Origin of the sequence: Bacillus sp. FSL R7-0646, assembly GCF_037969865.1 — a bacterium.
Classification (GTDB): Bacteria; Bacillota; Bacilli; order Bacillales; family Bacillaceae; genus Bacillus; species Bacillus licheniformis.
The window spans coordinates 248,622-270,590 of the sequence record NZ_CP150217.1; the positions used below are offsets into that span (position 1 = coordinate 248,622).

The window sequence follows — 21,969 nt, forward strand, 5'->3', positions numbered from 1 at the left end:
TTCTTTCCTGGGAAAAAGGGGTTTGGATTGCACAAGGGAGTGAGTTGCGGAAAAATATAAGCGTTTTCAAATAGAGAAAATATACATTCAATTTATAATGGAACCTACATAAACCTACAAAAAGCGACAAAAAAATTTAAAAAATAAGCCGATTGATTTAAAAATCAAATCGACTGTGGGTAAAATGGGAGTTGCGGATATTGTGCGATTAACGCCAAAATAAAGCAACACGTTTGTAATGGAGGATCAGCATGATGGGTGGAAATCGGGGAAGCGTGATGACAAAAGCGGCCCGGCTTGTTAAAAAAGACGGCTATATCTTAATGGTGATGATGTTAACTGTGCCGCTGGCAGGAGAGCTGAAGTTTTATCCGCTGAACGAGACCTTCAGGGTCAGCTTCGGGGTTCCGACTTTCTTCTTTCTTTTGCTGCTGCTGCGGAATGTGCCGGCTGTGCTGTCCGGCTTTTTAACGGGGGCGGCAGTCGTCGGATTTCGTGTGCTGCTTGATGGATTTGGGCCGGGGCAGATCGATTGGCTGTCATCCTTTTACTACCATTATCCGACTTTTTTCTTTTATTTCACATATGCGTTTCTATTCTACTTGGCAAAAGTGAAACGATTTCAATTTCGCCCGCTCTACATCGGGTTTCTCGGCTTCGGAATCGAACTGATTGCCGATGGAGCCGAACTGGCCGTTCAATATATGATGTTCGAGTCTACCGTCACCCCGGGAAAAATCCGCGACATGATGGCGATTGCTTTTTCCCACAGCTTTATTGTGCTGAGCTTTTTTAATGTCATGAAGCTGTATGAAACGCAATCGCGGGAAAAGCAGATCCGCGAACAAAATGAGCACATGCTGATGATCGTTTCAAACTTATATGAAGAAACCGTTCATTTGAAAAAGACGTTGAAGAATACTGAAGAGATTACAAACGAGTCCTATCAGCTGTACAGGCTCTTAAATAGACAGAGCGATAACAATTCCTCCGTCCGGCAGATCAGCCAGAAAGTGCTGCGCCTCGCCGGTGAAATCCATGAGGTCAAAAAAGACAATCAGCGCATTTTCGCCGGACTTTCAAAATTAATTTCCAAAGAAAGCTTCAGAGACTACATGGCTGCAGAGGATCTGGTCCGGCTTGTGACCGGCATAAATCGAAAGTATGCTGAATCGCTCGAAAAAGACATTGACTTTCATTATTCGATAGACGGAGAACATCCGAAATACCATGTGTATACCGTATTATCCGTAATTAATAATATTATGGCGAACGCGGTGGAAGCGATTCAAAAGCAGGGCTCCATCAGACTCAGCCTCTATAGGCGCGGCGATGACATGCTGGAATGCCGCGTGGAAGATGACGGACCGGGCATTCCCGAGAAAGTCGGAGATGTGGTGTTTGAGCCGGGATACACGTCAAAATATGATGAATTCGGAACTCCTTCAACCGGAATCGGTCTGTCTTATGTGAAGGAAACTGTCGAGGAGCTTGGAGGGAGCATTCGATTCCGGAATGATGCAAGCGGTGTTGTGTTTACGATCAGACTTCCGGTTCAACAATTGATTCAGAAAGGGTGAAGGCCTGTGCGTTTTTTTATTGCAGATGATGACCGTGCTGTGCGATCGATTTTAAAACAAATCATTGAAGACGAAGATTTGGGTGAAGTGGCCGGAGAAGCGGAAGACGGCTGCGATTTGGAAGGACACGTCCTGAATTTGCAGCAAATTGATATTTTATTTGTCGATCTTTTAATGCCGCTCCGCGACGGAATTGAAACGGTTCGTCATTTGCACGGCGTTTTCTCAGGGAAGATCATCATGATCTCCCAGGTGGAATCAAAGGAAATGATCGGTGAAGCCTATTCCCTGGGGATCGAATATTATATACATAAACCGATTAACCGCATTGAAATCTTGAATGTCATTCAAAAAGTCAAGGAGCGCATCGAGCTGGAACGGTCGATCCATGACATACAATCTTCGCTGAACCGGCTTGTGAGCCTCGGCGGCGGGGGGAAAAACGGCTTTAGGGAAAAAAGCATTCAGGAAACGGGCGAATTTCTCCTGTCTGAACTCGGAATCGTCGGGGAGAGCGGATCCCAGGATTTAATCGCCATCCTTCAGTATTTGTTTGATGATGAACAGACCTCATTATATGAAAAGGACTTTCCGCCGCTCAAACAGATTTTTCATCAGATTGCCGTGCAAAAGCTCGGACCGGCTGCTTCACCCGCAGAGATCAACAGGGAGGTTAAAGCGTCTGAGCAGCGGATACGGCGGGCGGTCAGCCATTCGCTAAACCATTTTGCATCACTCGGTTTAACAGACTTTTCAAATCCGCGGTTTGAAAGCTATGCGTCCCGGTTTTTTGACTTTACCGTCATCAGCAAAAAAATGAAAGAACTGCAGAAAGACTCTGCCGCCGTCTTGCCCTCCGCCCGCGTCAACACGAAAAAATTCATTCAGGTTTTCTTTTTGGAAGCCAAGCGGTTGAGTGAAAGCGCTGGAAAAAGAGGTTAAAAAGAGCTTCCTCTAAAGTGAGGAAGCTCTTCTGCATGCCGGTTACCCAGCGTATTCTCTTTTCAGCAGTGAAAACATGTATACGTCAATCAGTCTTCCTTTTGCTTTCTCGTATTCTCTTAACAGTCCTTCCTTTTGAAAGGATAACGAGTTGAGAAGTTTGATTGAAGGCGTGTTTTCGGGCTCTACCTTCGCTTCGATTCGGTTGAGGTTCAAGCTTGTAAAGCCGTAGTCGATCAGTTTTTTGACAGCTTCGGAAGCAAAGCCTTTTCCCCAATGATTTCTTCCTAAGTCATAGCCGATTTCAGCTCTGCCGTTTTCCTGGTCGATCATATTAAAGCCGCATGTCCCGATGACTTCACCCGTTTCCTTTGCAATAATCGAAAAGCGGTTTGCCTGCCCTTCAAGGCTTAAATCATTGATCATTTGGATCATGTCCCGCGCTTGTGAGACGTCTGTAAAAGGCGCGATATTCATATATTTTGTGACTTCCGGGTCTGACCAGTATTGACAGAGGACATCTGCATCCTCCAATTCCATCTTTCTCAAAGTCAATCTTTCTGTATAAAGGGTTTCCATGATCTTGCCTCCAAGTTCCGTTTTATTTAGGAAGGTGAAAGAACCATTCATCTATCTGCGCATTATTCATGTTCATAGGATAAAATGCAAAACTGTTATCGGGAAGCGGATGGATAAATCCCTTTTTTATCCAAGATGGAAAGTGCAATCTCGGCAGCAGTGCTTCCGGCAGCCCGTTTTTCACCTTGAATATGAACAGCAAAGAAAAAAGTATTTTCGGCAGTTTCTACATATCCGACAAACCAGCCGGCATGAAGTTCTCCGTTGATAACTGAAGTCCCGGTTTTACCGGATAGAATTCTGCCATTTGATTCTTCTAAACGTATCGAATCTTTCACAGTTTGAATATTAGACTGTTTAAAATCAAATTCGTTATCATAAAACTTTTTTAACATATTAACCTGTTCAAGAGGGGAAATTTGAAGAGAGCCATCCAGCCAATAATTCGCCGGACCTGAGAAATCCTCATTTCCATAATGGATAGATTTGAGATAGCGACGCAAATGATCCTCTCCAATTTGCCGGTCCAGTTTTTGAAAATACCATGTTGCGGAGCTGCTCATCGCAGAGAATAAATCCTGGTCTTGATTCCATTCTTTATACGGATATTGAGTACCGTCCCACGTCATTTGAGAATTGTTCTTCGTGATGATCCCGGATTCCAGTGCGAGCAATGCGCTGAACACCTTGTATGTAGAAGCAGGTGCGAATCTGGCGGTGCTTTCTTTCCTATTGTATATTGTATACCTTTTCCTGTTAGAATCAAACAGGACAAAACCTCCTGAGAAGCCATCAAAAAAGGTGCTGTCATCTTCGTATTCTACATTTGCACCAGATAAAAAGTGCGTATCTCTTTGCATAGCCAATATAGATACAGAAGGAGTGCCGGCTAGAATGATTCCAAGAACAAGGGCGAACACTAAGGCGCTTTTCACCTTTAGCAAAGGTGATGCCGCCTTGAAGTTGACAACTGTGACAATCCGCCTTTTGATATGTTTGTATGAGCTGCTGAATTCAGAAGCGGCTACCAAAGATGACGTTCTTTGCTTAAGTGAAGTGAATTTTAAAATCACCTCGCCATATTTGAGATGCAATTTTTTATCAAGCGTTTTTAATACGGCAAAGTCGCAAGAAATCTCCATCTCTGTTTTTGCTTCCTTTGATAAATACCACACGAGAGGATTAAACCAATAGACGATTTTGGACAGGCAAAGAAAATAGTTGATGAGCATATCTTTTCGTTTACAATGGTACAGTTCATGAAGCAAAAGACATTTCATCTCGTCGGCAGAAAACATTGAAATATCCTTTGGCAAGATAATATATGGACGGACAACCCCAAATGTTATGGGGGATTTTATCAATGGGGAACAGCCTAAAATCACTTTTTGATGAAAGCGTATTTCCTCTTTACATGTACGAAAAAGGGTTAATAGCTCTTTGTTGTTAACCATTTGCAGGCTCTTTTTTATTTTGCCGATTTTTCGATTGCTATAAAGAGTAGCGATAAGCATAACAGCAATGCCCAATATCCAGACTGCGAAAAAGGCTGAATCTATCATTTTGAAGGACGATTGTTCAATCGACATCGAAAAATCCTGCACCCAGTTTGCATGTTGGCCAATTGCTTCCGCCGTCTTATCTGTGGAACGGGTGTGAGATAGCGTTGAGCTAGCTCCTCCTAAATTCAGAATCCAGTCAAAATGATTGCTTTTTAGATAATGAAAGGGGAGAAAAGGAGCGATCAATGCCAAAAGAGAAATCACGCTAAGATGATAGTGGGTGCCTACAGTGATTTGAGCCTTCAGCAGTTTTTTTATGAGTATGATGAGAGAAAAAAACAGAGACAATAGAATTTGACTAACCAAAAAGGGAATAAAGAAAGAACTGCTCATTTCATTCCTTCTTTCTGTTCTTATGTTCTTCTAGTATTTGATACAACTCATTAATTTCTTCACCTGACAGCTGATCATTCTCCAAAAAGTTTAATACCATCGAATTAAGAGTGCCATTGTAAAACCGGTTTAAAAAACTGTGACTTTTCACTTCTATATAATCATTTTCGTCTATATTTGGCGTATAAACGAAAACCCGGCCTTCTTTATGGTGGTTTAATGCTCCTTTTTTAATGAGGCGCAGCAGCATGGTTTGGATGGTTTTAGGGCTCCATGTACTGGTTTTGGACAACTCTTTAATCACCTCATTGGTATTGATCGAAGAATGCTTCCAGATGACTTTCATCACTTCTAATTCCGCATCAGAGATTTGAGGTATTTTTTTCATTTCCATCATCCTATACTTACAAATGTAATACTTTCATTATAGGTTTGCCATGTTAAGAAGTCAATTTAACTGGAGTGACATAAAATGTTTTTTTCCTTTTTTTATTCCATCACTCGAAGATGATGCCCCCAGCCATTCATTTGTCACCGGTTTAAACGAGGTCATCATTCTGTCGGCATTCATGGCCATTCCCCTCATGACCTTTTCGTTTTTTATTCCTTCCAAAAAAACGGTTGCATTTAAAACTTACGTATGTAATACTTCAAAAGACTACACTTGTAAGATTTGATGTTTGAGTTGGCCGTCCGTGTTTTCAGGTGCAAGGGGTTTTCACGAATGTTGCCAGCCTTAGTTGAAATGCCTCTTGATTAGCACAGCTAGTCACGATCAATCAAATATTCATACGGAGGGAGACGATTTTGATGAAATTATGGTTCAGTACTTTAAAACTGAAAAAAGTTGCAGCTGTGTTGCTTTTCTCTTGCGTCGCACTTGCAGGATGCGGCAGCAATCACTCGAATGCCTCACATTCTGCCGAGAAAGATGAAAAGACGGAGATGAAAGATGATTTTGCAAAACTCGAGGAGCAATTTGATGCAAAACTCGGGATCTTTGCATTAGATACTGGTACAAACCGAACGGTAACGTATCGGCCGGATGAGCGCTTCGCTTTTGCATCGACGATTAAGGCTTTAACCGTAGGCGTGCTTTTACAACAGAAATCAATAGAAGATCTGAACCAGAGAATAACATATACACGTGATGATCTTGTAAACTACAACCCGATTACGGAAAAGCATGTTGATACGGGAATGACGCTTAAAGAGCTTGCGGATGCTTCGCTTCGATATAGTGACAATACGGCACAGAACCTCATTCTTAAACAAATTGGCGGACCTGAAAGTTTGAAAAAGGAACTGAGGAAGATTGGTGATGAGGTTACAAATCCTGAACGATTCGAACCGGAGTTAAATGAAGTGAATCCGGGAGAAACTCAGGATACCAGTACAGCAAGAGCACTTGCGACAAGCCTTCAAGCTTTTGCTCTTGAAGATAAACTTCCAAGTGAAAAACGCGAGCTTTTAATCGATTGGATGAAACGAAATACCACCGGGGACGCCTTAATCCGCGCCGGTGTGCCGGAAGGCTGGGAAGTGGCTGATAAAACTGGAGCGGGATCATATGGAACCCGGAACGACATTGCCATCATTTGGCCGCCAAAAGGAGATCCTGTAGTTCTCGCAGTATTATCCAGCCGGGATAAAAAGGATGCCAAGTATGATGATAAGCTTATTGCAGAGGCAACAAAAGTGGTAGTGAAAGCCTTAAACATGGAAAGCAAATAAAAAAACATTGCAATACATTTTGTTAAAACATCGTCTTACATAAAGTCACTTGGTGATCAAGCTCATATCATTGTCTGGCAATGGTGTGGGCTTTTTTGTTTTCTCTCTTTAAAGATAATGTGAAGAAAAACGGGAGAATCGGTCTGCGGGAAACGACCGGGTTTTTGTCGAAATCATAGGCGATTGGATTGATTTGCGACAAAATTCGACATATATACTGGCGGAGTGACTTGATCGACCATGTATCGCGTTTCTTCTCCTATTTGCAATACTTTACAGAACGTTAATAAATTCTGCCTATAATAGAACCCGATCAATCATTTGTATAGAGAGGGGTAATACGAATGACACATGAAGGACCGCTGGAGGAATGGATGAAAAAACTGAGCGAGGAAAGCCTCAAGGACAATACGTTTGACCGCCGCCGCTTTATTCAAGGGGCCGGCAAAATAGCCGGGCTTTCGCTCGGACTTGCGATCGCGCAATCGATGGGGGCAATGGAAGTCAATGCAGCACCGAGGTTCTCCGAATATCCGTTTACACTTGGCGTTGCATCGGGAGATCCGCTTTCTGACAGCGTCGTATTGTGGACAAGGCTGGCGCCCGATCCGCTAAACGGGGGCGGGATGCCAAATGAAGCTGTATCCGTGAAATGGGAGCTCGCAGAAGACGAACGCTTCCGCCGTGTCGTCAAACGGGGAACCGAAAAAGCAACACCTCACCTTGCACATTCGGTACATGCCGAGGTATCCGGGCTGAAACCGAATCATGTATACTATTACCGCTTTAAATGCGGCAACCAGCTGAGTCCTGTCGGCAAGACAAAGACGCTTCCGGCGCCCGGGGCAGATGTTGCTAAATTCACATTCGCTTTTGCTTCATGCCAGCAGTACGAACACGGCTATTATACCGCCTATCAGCATATGGCAAAGGAAAAGCTCGATCTTGTTTTTCATCTCGGCGACTATATTTATGAGTACGGTCCGAATGAATATGTTTCGAAAACAGGAAATGTCAGAACACACAGCGGTCCTGAAATCATGTCACTGCTCGATTACCGAAACCGTCATGCCCAATACCGTTCAGATGCAAACCTGAAAGCTGCGCATGCCGCCTTCCCGTGGGTTGTCACATGGGACGACCATGAAGTGGAGAACAACTATGCGAATGTCATCCCGGAAAAAGGCCAGTCAGTTGAAGCGTTTATTAAACGGCGCGCCGCCGCATACCAAGCTTATTACGAGCATATGCCGCTCCGCCGCCAATCCTTGCCGAACGGTCCTGATATGCAATTGTACCGGAATTTTTCCTACGGCAATTTAGCTGACATTAGCGTGCTGGATACCCGTCAGTATCGCGATGACCAGGCTAACGGCGATGGCAATAAGCCGCCTTCTGATGAATCGAATGATCCGAAGCGGACGCTGCTTGGAGCGGAGCAGGAGGCTTGGCTGTTTGACAATCTGAGTCGCTCCGAGGCGCACTGGAACATTATCGCACAGCAGATTTTCTTTGCGCAGTGGAACTTTGGGACAAGCGCGGCGCCGATTTACAGCATGGATTCGTGGGACGGATATCCCGCTCAGCGCAAGCGGGTGATCGACTTCATCAAATCTCAAAAACTGAACAACATCGTCGTCCTTACCGGTGATGTGCATGCCAGCTGGGCAAATAATCTGCTCGTTGATTTTGACAATCCGAAATCGGACATCTTTGGCGTGGAGTTCGTCGGGACGTCGATTACATCGGGAGGAAACGGCGCTGATAAAAGAGCGGATACGGATAAGATTTTATCGAACAATCCTCATATAAAGTTTTTCAATGATTACCGCGGCTATGTGCGCTGTACGGTCACCCCGGAAGAATGGCGGACAGATTACCGCGTCGTCCCGTATGTGACAGAGCCGGGTGCGGCGGTTTCGACAAGAGCTTCCTATGTTTATCATAAAGACTACACAGGGCTGAAACGGACCGCTTCCAACATTGTGCCTGGAGGCGTGAAGAAGTCAAACGAAGTAGAAGAAGACCGTTTCCTCGCACATACAAGGGCCCATCAGAAGCAAGTGAAGCAAAAGGAGAAAAAAGTAACCCAGTAATCAATGAAAGGATGACAGCAAATGCTTTCAAATATCGGTATTCCTGGTCTCATCTTGGTTCTGGTAATTGCGCTGATCATTTTCGGGCCTTCAAAGCTCCCGGAAATCGGCCGGGCTTTTGGAAAAACGCTGACCGAATTCAAAAGCGCGACAAAGTCTTTAGTCTCTGCCGATGACAATGAGATCGGACAGGGGTCTGATGCGAAGAAGCAAAGCGATCCATCGGCACGATGATCAATAGAGCGGGCGGGTGAACCCGTCTGTTCTTTTTTCTGTTTAACATGCGAAGGGGAGGAAGGCGAAGGTGAAAAAAAGGGAAACACATTTGATTGCCCATCTTGAAGAGCTGCGCCAGCGAATCATTAAAACGCTTCTTACGTTTATTCTGTTTCTCATCACCGGCTTCTTGTTTGTTCAGGACATCTATGACTGGCTGATCAGAGACCTTGATGAAAAGCTTGCTGTACTGGGGCCGGGGGATATTCTTTGGGTTTATATGATGATTGCGGGGGTGCTGGCGATCGCAGCCACCATACCGGTGGCTGCTTTTCAGACATGGCGGTTTGTGGCGCCTGCGCTGACCGACCACGAACGGAGGACGGCATTATTTTATATTCCGGGGCTGTTCATTTTTTTTATTTTGGGGATTGTATTCGGTTATTTTGTACTCTTTCCGCTCGTTCTTCAGTTTTTGATCGGCCTGTCCGCCGGCCATTTTCAAACGATGTTTACGGCGGAGCATTATTTTCGCTTTATGATGAACCTCACACTGCCATTCGGGTTTTTGTTTGAAATGCCCCTCATCGTGATGTTTTTAACGAGCCTCGGGATTTTAAATCCGGCCAAGCTCAGTAAAATGAGAAAAATTTCTTATTTTGCGCTGATTGTCGTATCGGTTGTGATCACGCCGCCCGATTTCATCTCAGATGTGCTGGTGATCGTCCCGCTCCTTGTATTATACGAATTGAGCATCTCTTTATCGGCATTTATCTACCGGAAAAAAACCGCCGCACAACAAGGGGCTGAGGCCCAAGGCTGAAGACGGACTGTGTCTTCAGTCTCTTTTTTTTTTGCCTGAAATGAAAAAATCAGAAAATAATGATATTGACAATTTGTTTATTTGTCTTACAATTAAACAAAAAGATGAATGGAGGGATTTACTAAAACAGAGACATCGTATTTCAACAGAATGACAACGCTTTCTCGGAAAATGAACGACAGGGGGATGACGGAGATGAGTCATTTACGGAAGGCGCCGGAAGGCATATTGGGTTTTCCGGTGGCGCCCTTCAACAGGGAAGGAAAACTGGAGGAAGAAGCACTTTACGAAAACATCCGCTTTTTATTGGATGAAGGGCTTGAGGCGGTTTTTATCGCTTGCGGCTCAGGAGAGTTTCAATCTCTCAGCACAAAGGAATATGAGCAAATGGTCGAAATCGCCGTTTCGGCTGCGGACGGGAAGGTGCCTGTTTACACAGGAGTGGGCGGCAACTTAAGCACCGCTTTGGAATGGGCGCGGATTTCCGAGGAAAAAGGGGCCGACGGCTATCTGATTCTCCCGCCGTACTTGATACACGGAGAGCAGGAAGGCCTCTATCAATACACGAAAACAATCATTGAAAGCACGGATTTAAACGCAATCATTTATCAGCGAGACAATGCGGTTTTGACGCTTGAACAGATTCAGCGGCTGACCGATCTCGAGCAGCTTGTCGGACTTAAAGACGGCATAGGGGATATGGCGTTGAATATCAGTTTGTCATATACGATAGGTGACAGGCTGGGCTGGCTCAACGGAATGCCGATGGCTGAAGTCACGATGCCGGCCTATGCTCCGATTGGCTTTACATCATATTCTTCGGCGATATCCAATTATATTCCCCATATTTCCAGAATGTTTTACGAGGCATTATTAAACGGCAATGACCGGCTTGTCAAAGAGATTTATGAGCAAGTCATCATACCGATCAACGAGATCCGCAAACTTCGGAAAGGCTATGCCGTGTCCTTGATCAAAGCCGGCATGGAAATCATGGGGCTTCATGTGAAAAACACGGCGAGACCGCCGATCGTTCCGGTGGAAAAAGAACATTGCCGGCAGCTCGAAAACATTCTGAAAAACGCGATGGCGCGTTATCCGAAAACGACCGCTGCCCTATAAACAAAAAGGAGGAACTTGAAGATGTCTGTTGCAGCTGAAAGTAAAACGTATTTCAACTTTATCAACGGCCGCTGGGTGAAGGCTGAATCGGGCGGGATGGAACAGAGCTTGAATCCGGCAGATACACGGGATATCGTCGGGCTTGTGCAAAAATCTTCGATTGAGGATGTAGACCGGGCAGTTGAAGCGGCCAAGCAGGCCAAAAAGGCGTGGAGAAAGCTGTCGGGCGCGGAGCGCGGTCAATTCCTTTACAAGGCCGCTGACATCATGGAACAGCGCCTCGATGAAATTGCCGAATGTGCGACGCGTGAAATGGGCAAAACACTGCCTGAAGCAAAAGGCGAAACAGCGCGGGGAATCGCGATTCTCAGATACTATGCCGGAGAGGGGCTGCGGAAAACAGGTGATGTGATTCCGTCGACCGATTCATCCGCTTTTATGTACACAGACAGGGTGCCGCTCGGCGTCGTCGGCGTCATCTCACCGTGGAATTTCCCTGTTGCCATCCCGATTTGGAAAATGGCGCCTGCTCTTATTTATGGAAATACGGTTGTCATTAAGCCGGCTACGGAAACCGCAGTCACCTGCCTTAAGGTTATATCGTGCTTTGAAGAAGCAGGGATTCCCTCAGGCGTGGTCAATGCGGTGACAGGACCGGGATCATCGGCCGGCCAAAGGCTTGCCGAGCACCCGGATGTGAACGGAATTACGTTCACAGGATCGAATCAAACAGGAAAAATCATCGGCCGGACGGCGTTTGAAAGAGGGGCGAAGTACCAGCTTGAGATGGGCGGCAAAAACCCGGTGATCGTAGCGGATGACGCCGACCTTGATATTGCGGTTGAAGCGGTCATCAGCGGAGCGTTCAGGTCGACAGGCCAAAAGTGTACAGCGACAAGCCGCGTCATCGTCTTAAATGGTGTTTATGACCGTTTTAAAGAAAAGCTGCTTCAACAGACAAAAGAGATTACAATCGGCGACAGCTTAAAAGAAGATGTCTGGATGGGGCCGATTGCGAACAAACAGCAGCTTGACAACTGCCTGTCCTATATTGCAAAAGGAAAGCAAGAAGGCGCGGACCTCATTTTCGGCGGTGAGAGGCTGGCAGATGGAAAATACGAAAACGGCTATTATATCAGGCCGGCCATTTTTGACAACGTCACTTCCGGCATGACGATTGCCCAAGAAGAAATTTTCGGCCCGGTCATCGCTTTAATCAAGGCGGATACACTTGAGGAAGCGTTGGAGACGGCAAATGACGTCAAATTTGGCCTGAGCGCCTCCATTTTTACGCAAAACATTAGGCGGATGCTGTCATTCACAGATGAAATCGAAGCGGGGCTCATTCGCGTCAACGCCGAAAGCGCCGGTGTCGAACTGCAGGCGCCATTCGGAGGCGTTAAACAATCGAGCTCGCATTCACGGGAACAGGGGGAGGCAGCCAAAGAATTTTTTACAGCCGTGAAAACCGTATTTGTCAAACCGTAAGTCAGTCGTTTCGGTACAAATGAATAAAGGAGAAGATGCTATGAAAAAAAATCGTGCAGCCTCCCCCGATACCGCGGGGAAAAGAAGTTCTGTCCGCTGGTTTGTCGTGTCTATGCTGTTTCTCGTCACATCCATTAATTATGCCGACCGTGCGACACTTTCGATCGTCGGCGATTCTGTGCAGCATGAGCTTGGGCTGAGTTCGGTGGCGATGGGGTATGTCTTTTCCGCATTTGGCTGGGCGTATGTTGTCGGCCAAATCCCCGGAGGCTGGCTGCTCGACCGTTTTGGGTCGAAAATCGTCATCGCCGCCAGCATCTTCTTTTGGTCATTGTTTACCCTTTTGCAGGGTGCGCTTGGCTTTTTCGCCGCGGGAACGGCCGTAATCCTTTTATTTGCGCTCAGATTTCTCGTCGGTCTGTCAGAAGCCCCGTCCTTCCCCGGCAACGGCCGGGTGGTGGCTTCCTGGTTTCCAAGTTCTGAACGCGGAACAGCTTCGGCGATCTTCAACTCGGCGCAGTACTTCGCACTCGTCATTTTTTCACCGCTGATGGGGTGGCTCGCCCACTCTTTCAGCTGGCATACGGTTTTTGTCATTATGGGTGCACTGGGGATCGCGATGTCGTTCATTTGGCTGAAAACGATTTACGAACCGAAAAAACACCCGAGAATAAACGCCGCCGAACTGGCGTACATCGAAGAAGGCGGCGCGCTTGTCTCGATGGATGAGAGAAAGAACGCGGAAAAAAAAGAAAAGGAGTCGCAATGGCCTTATATTAAGCAGCTTTTAAGAAGCCGGATGCTGCTCGGGGTGTATATCGCCCAATACTGCATCACAACGCTGACCTATTTCTTTCTGACATGGTTTCCGGTCTATCTTGTTCAGGCGCGCGGCATGTCGATCCTTGAAGCGGGTTTTGTCGCATCGCTTCCTGCAATCTGCGGATTTTTAGGAGGATTGCTGGGCGGGTTCGTGTCAGACTTCCTTTTGAAAAAGGGCTGCTCCATAACGGTTGCCAGAAAAACGCCGATCATCCTCGGCATGCTGATGTCCTGCTCAATGATCATATGCAACTATGCAGATTCGTCCTGGCTGGTCGTTTCCATCATGTCGCTTGCCTTTTTCGGAAAAGGATTCGGCGCGCTGGGCTGGGCGGTTGTGTCAGATACCTCGCCAAAGGAGTGTGCCGGCTTGAGCGGCGGCATCTTCAACACCTTTGGAAACATTGCGTCCATCACGACGCCCATCATCATCGGATATATCGTGAATGCGACAGGCTCATTTAACGGAGCGCTTGTGTTTGTCGGAGCCAACGCGATTGCCGCGGTATTAAGCTATTTGTTTCTCGTCGGGCCGATCAAGCGCATCGAACTGCAGAAAGAGAAAGACCCTGCGGACACCACTTTATCCATGTGAAATGTAAGCGCTTTAATAAGAGGGAGGCTAAATCGATATGAATACAAACATCCATCAGCATGTAAAAGAGGAGAAAGCATCGCAAACACCGTCTATTGCCGACATGCGGGTTATACCCGTGGCAGGGCGGGACAGCATGCTTTTGAATTTGAGCGGAGCTCACGGCCCCTTTTTCACACGGAATATCGTGATTTTAAAGGATTCATCAGGCGCTCTCGGCGTCGGCGAAGTGCCGGGCGGCGAGCGGATCCGCCAGACGCTGGAGCAGGCGAAGCCGCTCGTCATCGATCAGCCGCTCGGCGCTGTTCAATCGATTTTGCAGTCCGTCAGGCGCCGGTTTAAAGACAGGGATGCCGGAGGACGCGGGGTGCAGACCTTTGACCAGCGGACGACGATACACGCTGTGACCGCATTGGAAGCAGCTTTGCTCGATTTGCTCGGAAAATTTCTCGGCGTCCCTGTGGCGGCGCTCTTGGGGGAAGGCCAGCAGCGGGATAAAGTGAAGATGCTCGGCTATTTGTTTTACATCGGGGACCGAAAGCGCACGACGCTTCCCTATATCAGTGAACAAGAGGCAAATGACGACTGGTTCCATCTCCGCCGTGAAGAAGCGTTGACTCCCGAGGCGATCGTCCGTCTTGCGGAGGCAGCCCGAGAACGATACGGATTTCACGATTTTAAATTAAAAGGCGGCGTCCTTTCCGGAGAAGAAGAAATCGAGGCGGCATCCGCTTTAGCGAAGCGGTTTCCTAAGGCGAGAATCACCCTTGACCCGAATGGGGCGTGGTCATTGGAGGAAGCGATTGCGCTTTGTAAGGGAAAGCGGGATGTACTTGCCTACGCGGAAGACCCTTGCGGAGCGGAAGCCGGATACTCAGGCCGGGAAATCATGGCCGAATTCCGCCGTGCGACAGGCATTCCGACAGCGACGAATATGATTGCGACAGACTGGCGGCAAATGGGGCATGCGATACAGCTGCACGCCGTTGATATACCGCTGGCAGATCCGCATTTTTGGACGATGCAGGGATCCGTCCGCGTTGCTCAAATGTGCCATGAATGGGGGCTGATATGGGGCTCTCACTCCAATAACCATTTTGACGTCTCACTGGCCATGTTCACCCACGTTGCCGCAGCAGCTCCGGGCGATATCACGGCGATTGATACGCATTGGATATGGCAGGATGGACAGCGTCTCACAAAACAGCCTTTTTCAATTGCTGACGGATATGTCCAAGTTCCTGATCAGCCTGGGCTCGGCATTGAAATCGACATGGAACGGGTGGAAAAAGCAAATGAACTATATGAGAAAATGACAGCAGGCGAGCGCAATGATGCCGCTGCCATGCAGTTTTTGATTGAAAATTGGCGTTTCGACCCTAAACGTCCTTGTCTTGTTCGATAATTGCGGAAACAGCGGTTTGAGAGGCCCCTAGCCGACATTGTCATACGCGATATTTTGTCTTACAATATGAACAACTGAAAGGGGGCCCACAGTCGTGGAAGAAGATATGGAAACATTGCAGGTCGAATCAGTCAATCGCAAGACTTTGGCAAAACAGGTTGTTGAACGAATCGTCCATTTATTATCAAGCGGCCAGTTGAAACCGGGGGACAAACTGCCGACGGAGATTGAGCTCATGGAAAAGCTGAATGTCAGCAGACCCGTTCTCCGCGAAGCTTTAATATCGCTCGAAACGCTCGGAATTATCAAAAGAAAAACCCGGGACGGCACATATTTTAATGATAAAATCGGCATTCAGCCGTTTTCTGTCATGCTGGCTTTGGCAGTCGATAATTTGCCGGCCATTATTGAAGCGAGGATGGCGCTGGAGCTCGGGCTTGTCACGATCGCCGCAGAAAAGATCAATGACAGTCAGCTCGAAAGGCTTCAGGAAACGATCGATATTATAGCAAACAGCACGGATAATCATTATGGAGAAGCGGATAAGGAATTTCACCGGATTATCGCTTTGAGCGCGAACAACCCGGTGCTTGAAGGGATGATTCAATCGCTCTTGATCACACACGCCAAAATCGACAGCCAGATTCCATATAGGGAAAGGGACCGGACTGTCGAATATCATACGAATATTTTGAAAGCCCTTCAACAAAGGGACCCATATCAAGCCTATCACCATATGTATGAGCATTTAAAATTTGTACGTGACAAAATACTGAATGGTCTTCGTGATGAAAAAAACAATCATTAAGTTGTTTGACAGCGCTTTCTAACATGTGCCGCGGCGGGAGAAGGGCCGCGGAAAGGCGCTGATCGAAAAGGGGAGTTGATCAATCCTTATGCTTGTCAATCAAACTGAAACCCCGTTGTACATTAAGGTGAACGAAAAAGACAATGCCGCAATCATCGCCAATGCCGGCGGACTGCCGCAAGGGACGGTGTTTCCTTGCGGGCTTAAGCTGCAAGAGCGGATTCCTCAAGGGCATAAAGTGGCTTTAACAGACATCACACAGGGCGGTGCCGTTATTCGCTACGGCGAAATTATCGGCTATGCCGTCAAACCGATCGAAAAAGGCGGGTGGATTTCCGAGTCGCATATCATGCTTCCGGAAGCTCCGCCGCTCGATGAACTGCCCATCGCCAACAAAGTTCCAAAACCCGCTCCCCTTCTTGAGGGGTATACATTTGAAGGATACCGGAATGAAGACGGGAGCGTCGGCACGAGAAACGTGCTTGGCATTATGACAAGCGTTCAATGCGTCGCAGGCGTTCTCGATTACGCAGTGAAACGAATTAAAGAGGAACTGCTCCCAAAATATCCGAACGTTGACGGTGTCGCTGCATTAAATCATCAGTACGGCTGCGGCGTGGCGATTAATGCGCCGGAAGCCAAAATCCCGATCCGAACGATTCAAAATATCGCCAGGCACCCTAATTTCGGCGGTGAAGCGATGGTGATCGGACTCGGCTGCGAGAAGCTCCTTCCGACGAAGATAGAGCCGGAAGGAGACGCTGAAAACATTCTTTCACTGCAGGAACGGCAAGGGTTTCAGCAAATGATACAATCGATTATGGAAATGGCCGAAGAGCGCTTAAAAAGGCTGAATGAACGGAAGCGGATGACATGTCCCGCTTCAGACCTGGTGATCGGCCTACAGTGCGGAGGCAGCGACGCCTTTTCAGGAGTGACCGCAAACCCTGCGTCCGGATATGCGGCCGACTTACTTGTCCGGGCAGGGGCCACGGTTTTATTTTCGGAAGTCACCGAAGTCCGCGATGCCGTTCATCTCCTAACACCGCGCGCTGTCAATGAAGAAGTCGGCCGCGCCCTGATTCGGGAAATGGCTTGGTATGACCGCTATCTGGAAAGAGGCGAATCAGACCGAAGCGCCAATCCGTCGCCGGGAAACAAAAAAGGCGGACTGGCAAACGTGGTCGAGAAATCGCTCGGGTCGATCGCGAAGTCGGGAAGCAGCCCGATCAGTGCCGTACTTGCGCCCGGTGAAAGGGCTGTACAGAAAGGACTCATTTTTGCGGCGACACCTGCAAGCGATTTTGTATGCGGCACCCTGCAATTGGCTTCTGGCATGCATTTGCAGGTATTTACAACCGGAAGGGGAACGCCGTACGGCCTTGAAATGGCTCCGGTTTTGAAAGTGGCGACCCGGCAGTCATTATCAGAAGATTGGCACGACTTGATCGACGTCAATGCCGGAAGGATCGCTACAGGCGAAGCTTCAATAGAGGAAGTCGGCTGGGAAATCTTCCGGACGATACTTGACGTCGCAAGCGGAAGGAAAACATGGGCGGAACATTGGGGACTCTCCAATGACTTGTGTTTATTCAACCCAGCGCCTGTGACTTGATCCGTGCTAGTGGGAAAGTAGATTGGTATCGGCCAAAAGATCCGGAGATACAATAGGTTTCAACTAGAAATATGAATAATTTTTGTAAAAAACACACGTTTTTCAATTACAATGAGTGTAATTGCACGTGTGTTTTTATGTTGAAAAGGATGGGTGAACAAGATGCAGCACATATTGCTTATTGAAGATGATCATTCGATCAGTGAAATGGTCGATCATTATTTAACAAAAGAAGGATTTGAGGTCGTGCTTGCTTTTGACGGAGAAGAGGGCGTTCGCTTGTTTCAGCAAGGCAATTATGATGCGATTCTGCTCGACATCATGCTTCCTAAGCTGAATGGAATGGATTTTCTGAAAATGATCCGTGAACAGAGCAAAGTTCCGGTTTTAATGATTTCCGCAAAAGACGGGGATGTCGATAAAGCGCTGGGGCTGGGCTTTGGTGCGGATGATTATATTGCCAAGCCGTTTTCGATGATCGAACTGACCGCAAGAATAAAAGCCGCCATTCGGCGGGCAACGCAATATTCCGTCAGTGAACCGGCAAATCAAAAAATATTACGTGTTCACGAGCTTACGGTTGATATAGAAAATGTATCCGTACAAAAAAATGGTGAACCGCTTCAGCTGACATCGACGGAATGGAAAATGCTGACTTTGTTTGTGACAAACCCTAAAAAAGTGTTTACAAAAGAACAAATCTATCGTTCGGTTTGGAATGATGATTATTTTGGCGATCAAAATATTATTAACGTTCATATGAGGCGCTTGAGAGAAAAGATAGAGGATGATCCTTCCTCCCCGCAATATATTAAAACGCTTTGGGGCATCGGCTATAAATTAGGAGAGTTTTAGGATGACAATGTTATGGATTGGCATTCTGATAATTTTGGCGTCTCTCAATATCGTTCAATATAAAATGAAAAGACAACGGGATCGAAACTTGAAGTACATCACGGAAAAGCTCAGTGTGATGCTAAATGAGCATGAGGCTGATCAAATTTTATTAGGAACGGCTGATAAAGTACTGCGGGCTCTGCTCGTGCAAATTAACCTGTTTGTTGAGGAGCATCAGCACATAACAGCCCGTTTTGCAAAAACGGAGCAGTCAATGAAACGAATGCTGACCAATATGTCCCATGATCTGAAACTCCGCTGACCGTCGTGCTCGGGTATATCGAGGCGATCCAAAATGATTCAGACATGGCGGAAGAGGAGCGTGAAAGACTGCTGGAGAAGCTTTATCAAAAAACAGGCGAAATCATTCAGCTGATGAATTCTTTCTTTGACTTGGCCAAGCTGGAATCGGAAGATAAGCAAATACTGCTCACTAAAATACATATCAACGAAATATGCAGAAAAAACATTCTCCAACACTATGATGCCGTTCAGGCAAAAGGTTTTAAAGCTGTCATCGACATCCCGGATACCCCGGTTTATGCACATGGAAATGAAGAAGCGCTTGACCGGATTTTGCAAAACCTTTTATCAAATGCGATTCAATATGGTGCAGACGGAAAGCTGATCGGATTGTCCCTTACATATGATGAGACGTGGATTGTCATTACGGTATGGGACCGTGGGAAAGGAATTAGTGAGTACGATCAGCAGCGGGTGTTTGAAAGACTGTATACCCTTGAGGAATCGAGAAATAAAGCGTTCCAGGGAAGCGGGCTCGGTTTAACAATTACAAAAAGGCTCATTGAGAAAATGGGAGGGAACATCTCTCTCCAAAGCAAGCCGCATGAACGGACAGTGTTTTCCATTACGTTAAAACGAATGACCTATTAGCAAACGTAAGAATTTCTTAAGAAACAAGAAATAAAAAAGACAGCGTCCATCGCTACAATAGACACATAGCAGAGACAGGAAAGGAGAAACAGAGTTGACTTACATCGTACAAACAAGCGGGCTTACCAAGACATTCAAAGGTCAAGAAGTTGTTTCAAATGTAAGCATGCATATACGAAAGGGAGAAATATACGGTTTTCTCGGCCCGAACGGAGCCGGAAAAACGACCATCATTAAGATGCTGACGAGCCTCGTGAAACCGACAAGCGGCGAAATCAATATCCTTGGGCATAAGCTGACAAATCGATCATACGAGATTCTCGGGAAAATAGGCAGCATGATCGAATACCCGATTTTTTATGAAAATCTGACAGCCAAAGAAAATTTAAATCTGCATTGTGAGTATATGGGATATCACAATAAAGCCAAGATTCAGGAAGTGCTGGACATGGTGAATTTAAAAAATATCGACAGCAAACCTGTCAAAACATTTTCCCTCGGTATGAAGCAGCGTCTTGGAATCGCGCGGGCCATTCTCACCAAACCCTACTTGCTCATCTTGGATGAGCCGATTAATGGCCTTGATCCCATCGGAATTAAAGAAATCAGAAACTTATTTCAAGTATTGAGCAAAGAGTATGGCATGACATTGCTCATCTCAAGCCACATCTTGAACGAAGTAGAGCAAATTGCAGATACAATCGGAGTGATTCGGGACGGCAGGCTTGTTGAAGAAGTATCGATGGAAAGCGTAAGGGGACGGAACACAGAGTACATTGAACTCGTGACGCCGAACCAATTGCATGCTTGCTTTGTGCTTGAACATGAGCTGCAGATTGCTAATTTTAAAATACTAAATGATAAAACGATCCGAATTTATGATGCCGAAGCTTCTCAAACAGCCATTTCTAAAGCTCTGATTTTGAATGATGTAGAAATTGAATCCATGAATAAAAAGCATACTTCGCTTGAGGACTACTTCCTCAGCTTAATCAACGGCAATGCGGTCAACGCATAAGGAGGCGGAGAAATTTGCTGAATTTGATGAGAATTGAAATGAAAAAGCTGAAGCTGGGATGGTATATACGCGGAGCCGTCTTTGCCAATTTCATCATTTTTGGTTTTCTGTGGATGGTGACCTGCACAGAAGGCAAGGAGACGTTCCAAACGATTGATGAAACTTTTCTATTGATCGGCACTTTTGTTAGAGCCGTTTTTATCGTATTCGGCGCTGTGCTGATCTCAAAATTAGTGATTTCAGAGTTTAAAAACAAGACAATACTGGTGATGTTCACGTATCCGATCAATCGAAAGAAACTGCTGGCTGCTAAACTGCTGATCGCAGGCGGGCTGACCTTCGTTACGATATTGATATCAAACGCATGCGTTGCAGTTGGTTTTTTTCTGCTGAACTCAATCTATGGGATCATCCCCGGCGAATTAACAGCTTCTATCGCGTCTCAGCAGGCTCTGAAAATGATCGTTTTTGCTTTTGGCGCCGCAGGAACGAGTTTAGTACCCATCTTTTTTGGAATGAGAAAGTACTCCACTGCGGCAACGATCATCTCATCTGTTGTAATCATCATGCCGATCAGTTCCACAGGCCCTGGCTTTTCTATTTCTTCAATTGTGTATATACCTTTATCTCTTGCCGCAGTCGGTCTGTTTTTTTTCTTTTTGGCTGTAAGGCGTATTGAAAAAATAGATGTTTTTTAACGGAGTTGAAGTTCAATGCTGAATTTAATTAAATTGGAGTTTAAAAAAACAAAATTAGGGTGGTATTACAAAGGTGCAGTAATTGCAAATCTATGTATTCTCGGTTTATTGTGCCTGATCGGATCAGAGGAAAAAAACCTCCCTCAAGCAAAAATGTCGATGGCTGATGCCGCATCCATGCTGCTAGTTATAGGAATTTTCGTGAGGTCTGTGTTTATTGTCTTTGCCGGCGTGCTGATTGCCAAACTGGTCATCGGAGAGTATAAAAACAGAACCATCACGGTCATGTTTACATATCCAGTCAGCAGAAAAAAACTAATGGCAGCAAAACTGCTGCTTACTGGCGGATTGACCTTTTTGACAATGATCGTGTCCGAACTGATTCTTGCATTTATTTTCTCGCAGCTCAATGATGTCTATCAATTCAGCCCGGAAAAATTGACGATGCATGACGTAGGGAATGAGATTGGCAGTATGCTCATTTATGCTGCTTCCTCTACAGGACTGAGTTTTATTCCATTATACTTTGGGATGCGCAAACAATCAGTTCCTGCCACCATTGTGACATCCTGTATCTTGACCACGTTGCTCGGTCAGCAAAGCGATGAATTTTCACTTGCTTCCATCATTTACATTCCGATTTCATTGGCTCTAGTCGGAATTGCCATTGCGTTTTGGTCGATTCGAAAAATTGACCAGGAAGACGTATTATAAGATCTCCGTATATCTTGAAGGTGCAAAT

General features: G+C 46.3%; 20 protein-coding genes and 1 pseudogene. 17 read left to right on the forward strand and 4 right to left on the reverse strand.

Going from position 1 to position 21,969, the window contains the following annotated elements; translation table 11 throughout:
* Positions 1-251 precede the first annotated feature (251 nt).
* Together MKY62_RS01400 and MKY62_RS01405 are read left to right on the forward strand one after the other, a co-directional pair.
* Positions 252-1,580 carry a sensor histidine kinase gene (locus MKY62_RS01400; RefSeq protein ID WP_003178573.1) on the forward strand — a complete coding sequence of 443 codons (1,329 nt, stop codon included), beginning with the start codon at positions 252-254 and terminating at the stop codon, positions 1,578-1,580.
* Positions 1,581-1,586: 6 nt separating this feature from the next.
* Positions 1,587-2,522 carry a response regulator gene (locus MKY62_RS01405; protein ID WP_003178575.1) on the forward strand — a complete coding sequence of 312 codons (936 nt, stop codon included), beginning with the start codon at positions 1,587-1,589 and terminating at the stop codon, positions 2,520-2,522.
* 42 nt (positions 2,523-2,564) lie between these two features.
* On the opposite strand, the gene MKY62_RS01410 is transcribed toward MKY62_RS01405, so the two are convergent.
* From MKY62_RS01410 to MKY62_RS01425, 4 genes are all read right to left on the reverse strand, one after another.
* On the reverse strand, positions 2,565-3,101 hold the full coding sequence (locus MKY62_RS01410; RefSeq protein WP_003178577.1) for a GNAT family protein: 537 nt from the start codon (positions 3,099-3,101) through the stop codon (positions 2,565-2,567).
* 95 nt (positions 3,102-3,196) lie between these two features.
* On the reverse strand, positions 3,197-4,996 hold the full coding sequence (locus tag MKY62_RS01415; RefSeq protein WP_003178580.1) for a BlaR1 family beta-lactam sensor/signal transducer: 1,800 nt from the start codon (positions 4,994-4,996) through the stop codon (positions 3,197-3,199).
* A gap of 1 nt (position 4,997) precedes the next feature.
* A complete protein-coding gene (locus MKY62_RS01420; protein WP_003178582.1) occupies positions 4,998-5,384 on the reverse strand; it encodes a BlaI/MecI/CopY family transcriptional regulator in 387 nt (128 codons plus the stop codon).
* A 60-nt stretch (positions 5,385-5,444) separates the two neighbouring features.
* Positions 5,445-5,567 (reverse strand): hypothetical protein, encoded by a 123-nt coding sequence (locus tag MKY62_RS01425; protein ID WP_016886224.1) that lies wholly within the window; start codon positions 5,565-5,567, stop codon positions 5,445-5,447.
* 239 nt (positions 5,568-5,806) lie between these two features.
* On the opposite strand from MKY62_RS01425, the gene blaP reads away from it, so the two are divergent.
* The 15 genes and pseudogenes from blaP to MKY62_RS01500 all read left to right on the forward strand — a co-directional run bounded on the left by blaP (position 5,807) and on the right by MKY62_RS01500 (position 21,941).
* Positions 5,807-6,730, forward strand: a complete 924-nt coding sequence (gene blaP, locus MKY62_RS01430; protein ID WP_003178584.1) for a class A beta-lactamase BlaP — start codon at positions 5,807-5,809, stop codon at positions 6,728-6,730.
* A 344-nt stretch (positions 6,731-7,074) separates the two neighbouring features.
* Complete coding sequence (locus MKY62_RS01435) at positions 7,075-8,826, forward strand: alkaline phosphatase (protein ID WP_003178586.1); 1,752 nt, start codon at positions 7,075-7,077, stop codon at positions 8,824-8,826.
* Between the two features lie 21 nt (positions 8,827-8,847).
* A complete protein-coding gene (locus MKY62_RS01440; RefSeq protein ID WP_003178588.1) occupies positions 8,848-9,060 on the forward strand; it encodes a twin-arginine translocase TatA/TatE family subunit in 213 nt (70 codons plus the stop codon).
* A gap of 70 nt (positions 9,061-9,130) precedes the next feature.
* Positions 9,131-9,865 (forward strand): twin-arginine translocase subunit TatC, encoded by a 735-nt coding sequence (gene tatC / locus MKY62_RS01445; RefSeq protein ID WP_003178590.1) that lies wholly within the window; start codon positions 9,131-9,133, stop codon positions 9,863-9,865.
* A gap of 195 nt (positions 9,866-10,060) precedes the next feature.
* Positions 10,061-10,987, forward strand: coding sequence for a 5-dehydro-4-deoxyglucarate dehydratase (kdgD, locus tag MKY62_RS01450; protein ID WP_003178594.1), 927 nt, complete (start codon positions 10,061-10,063; stop codon positions 10,985-10,987).
* A 21-nt stretch (positions 10,988-11,008) separates the two neighbouring features.
* The gene (gene gucD, locus MKY62_RS01455) at positions 11,009-12,475 is read left to right on the forward strand and encodes an alpha-ketoglutaric semialdehyde dehydrogenase GucD (protein WP_003178596.1); all 1,467 of its coding nucleotides are present in this window, start codon (positions 11,009-11,011) and stop codon (positions 12,473-12,475) included.
* Between the two features lie 40 nt (positions 12,476-12,515).
* The gene (locus MKY62_RS01460; protein WP_003178598.1) at positions 12,516-13,892 is read left to right on the forward strand and encodes an MFS transporter; all 1,377 of its coding nucleotides are present in this window, start codon (positions 12,516-12,518) and stop codon (positions 13,890-13,892) included.
* A 37-nt stretch (positions 13,893-13,929) separates the two neighbouring features.
* On the forward strand, positions 13,930-15,297 hold the full coding sequence (gudD, locus tag MKY62_RS01465) for a glucarate dehydratase (protein WP_003178600.1): 1,368 nt from the start codon (positions 13,930-13,932) through the stop codon (positions 15,295-15,297).
* 94 nt (positions 15,298-15,391) lie between these two features.
* A complete protein-coding gene (locus MKY62_RS01470; protein WP_003178602.1) occupies positions 15,392-16,105 on the forward strand; it encodes a FadR/GntR family transcriptional regulator in 714 nt (237 codons plus the stop codon).
* A gap of 82 nt (positions 16,106-16,187) precedes the next feature.
* The gene (gene garD / locus MKY62_RS01475; RefSeq protein ID WP_025805318.1) at positions 16,188-17,720 is read left to right on the forward strand and encodes a galactarate dehydratase; all 1,533 of its coding nucleotides are present in this window, start codon (positions 16,188-16,190) and stop codon (positions 17,718-17,720) included.
* Positions 17,721-17,894: 174 nt separating this feature from the next.
* On the forward strand, positions 17,895-18,575 hold the full coding sequence (locus MKY62_RS01480; RefSeq protein WP_085959544.1) for a response regulator transcription factor: 681 nt from the start codon (positions 17,895-17,897) through the stop codon (positions 18,573-18,575).
* A gap of 1 nt (position 18,576) precedes the next feature.
* Positions 18,577-19,511, forward strand: a pseudogene (locus MKY62_RS01485) (HAMP domain-containing histidine kinase).
* Between the two features lie 94 nt (positions 19,512-19,605).
* Positions 19,606-20,529, forward strand: coding sequence for an ABC transporter ATP-binding protein (locus tag MKY62_RS01490; protein ID WP_016886223.1), 924 nt, complete (start codon positions 19,606-19,608; stop codon positions 20,527-20,529).
* A 14-nt stretch (positions 20,530-20,543) separates the two neighbouring features.
* On the forward strand, positions 20,544-21,227 hold the full coding sequence (locus MKY62_RS01495; RefSeq protein ID WP_003178611.1) for an ABC transporter permease: 684 nt from the start codon (positions 20,544-20,546) through the stop codon (positions 21,225-21,227).
* A 15-nt stretch (positions 21,228-21,242) separates the two neighbouring features.
* Entirely contained in the window at positions 21,243-21,941 is a 699-nt protein-coding gene (locus tag MKY62_RS01500) for an ABC transporter permease (RefSeq protein ID WP_003178612.1), read from the forward strand.
* Positions 21,942-21,969: the final 28 nt, after the last annotated feature.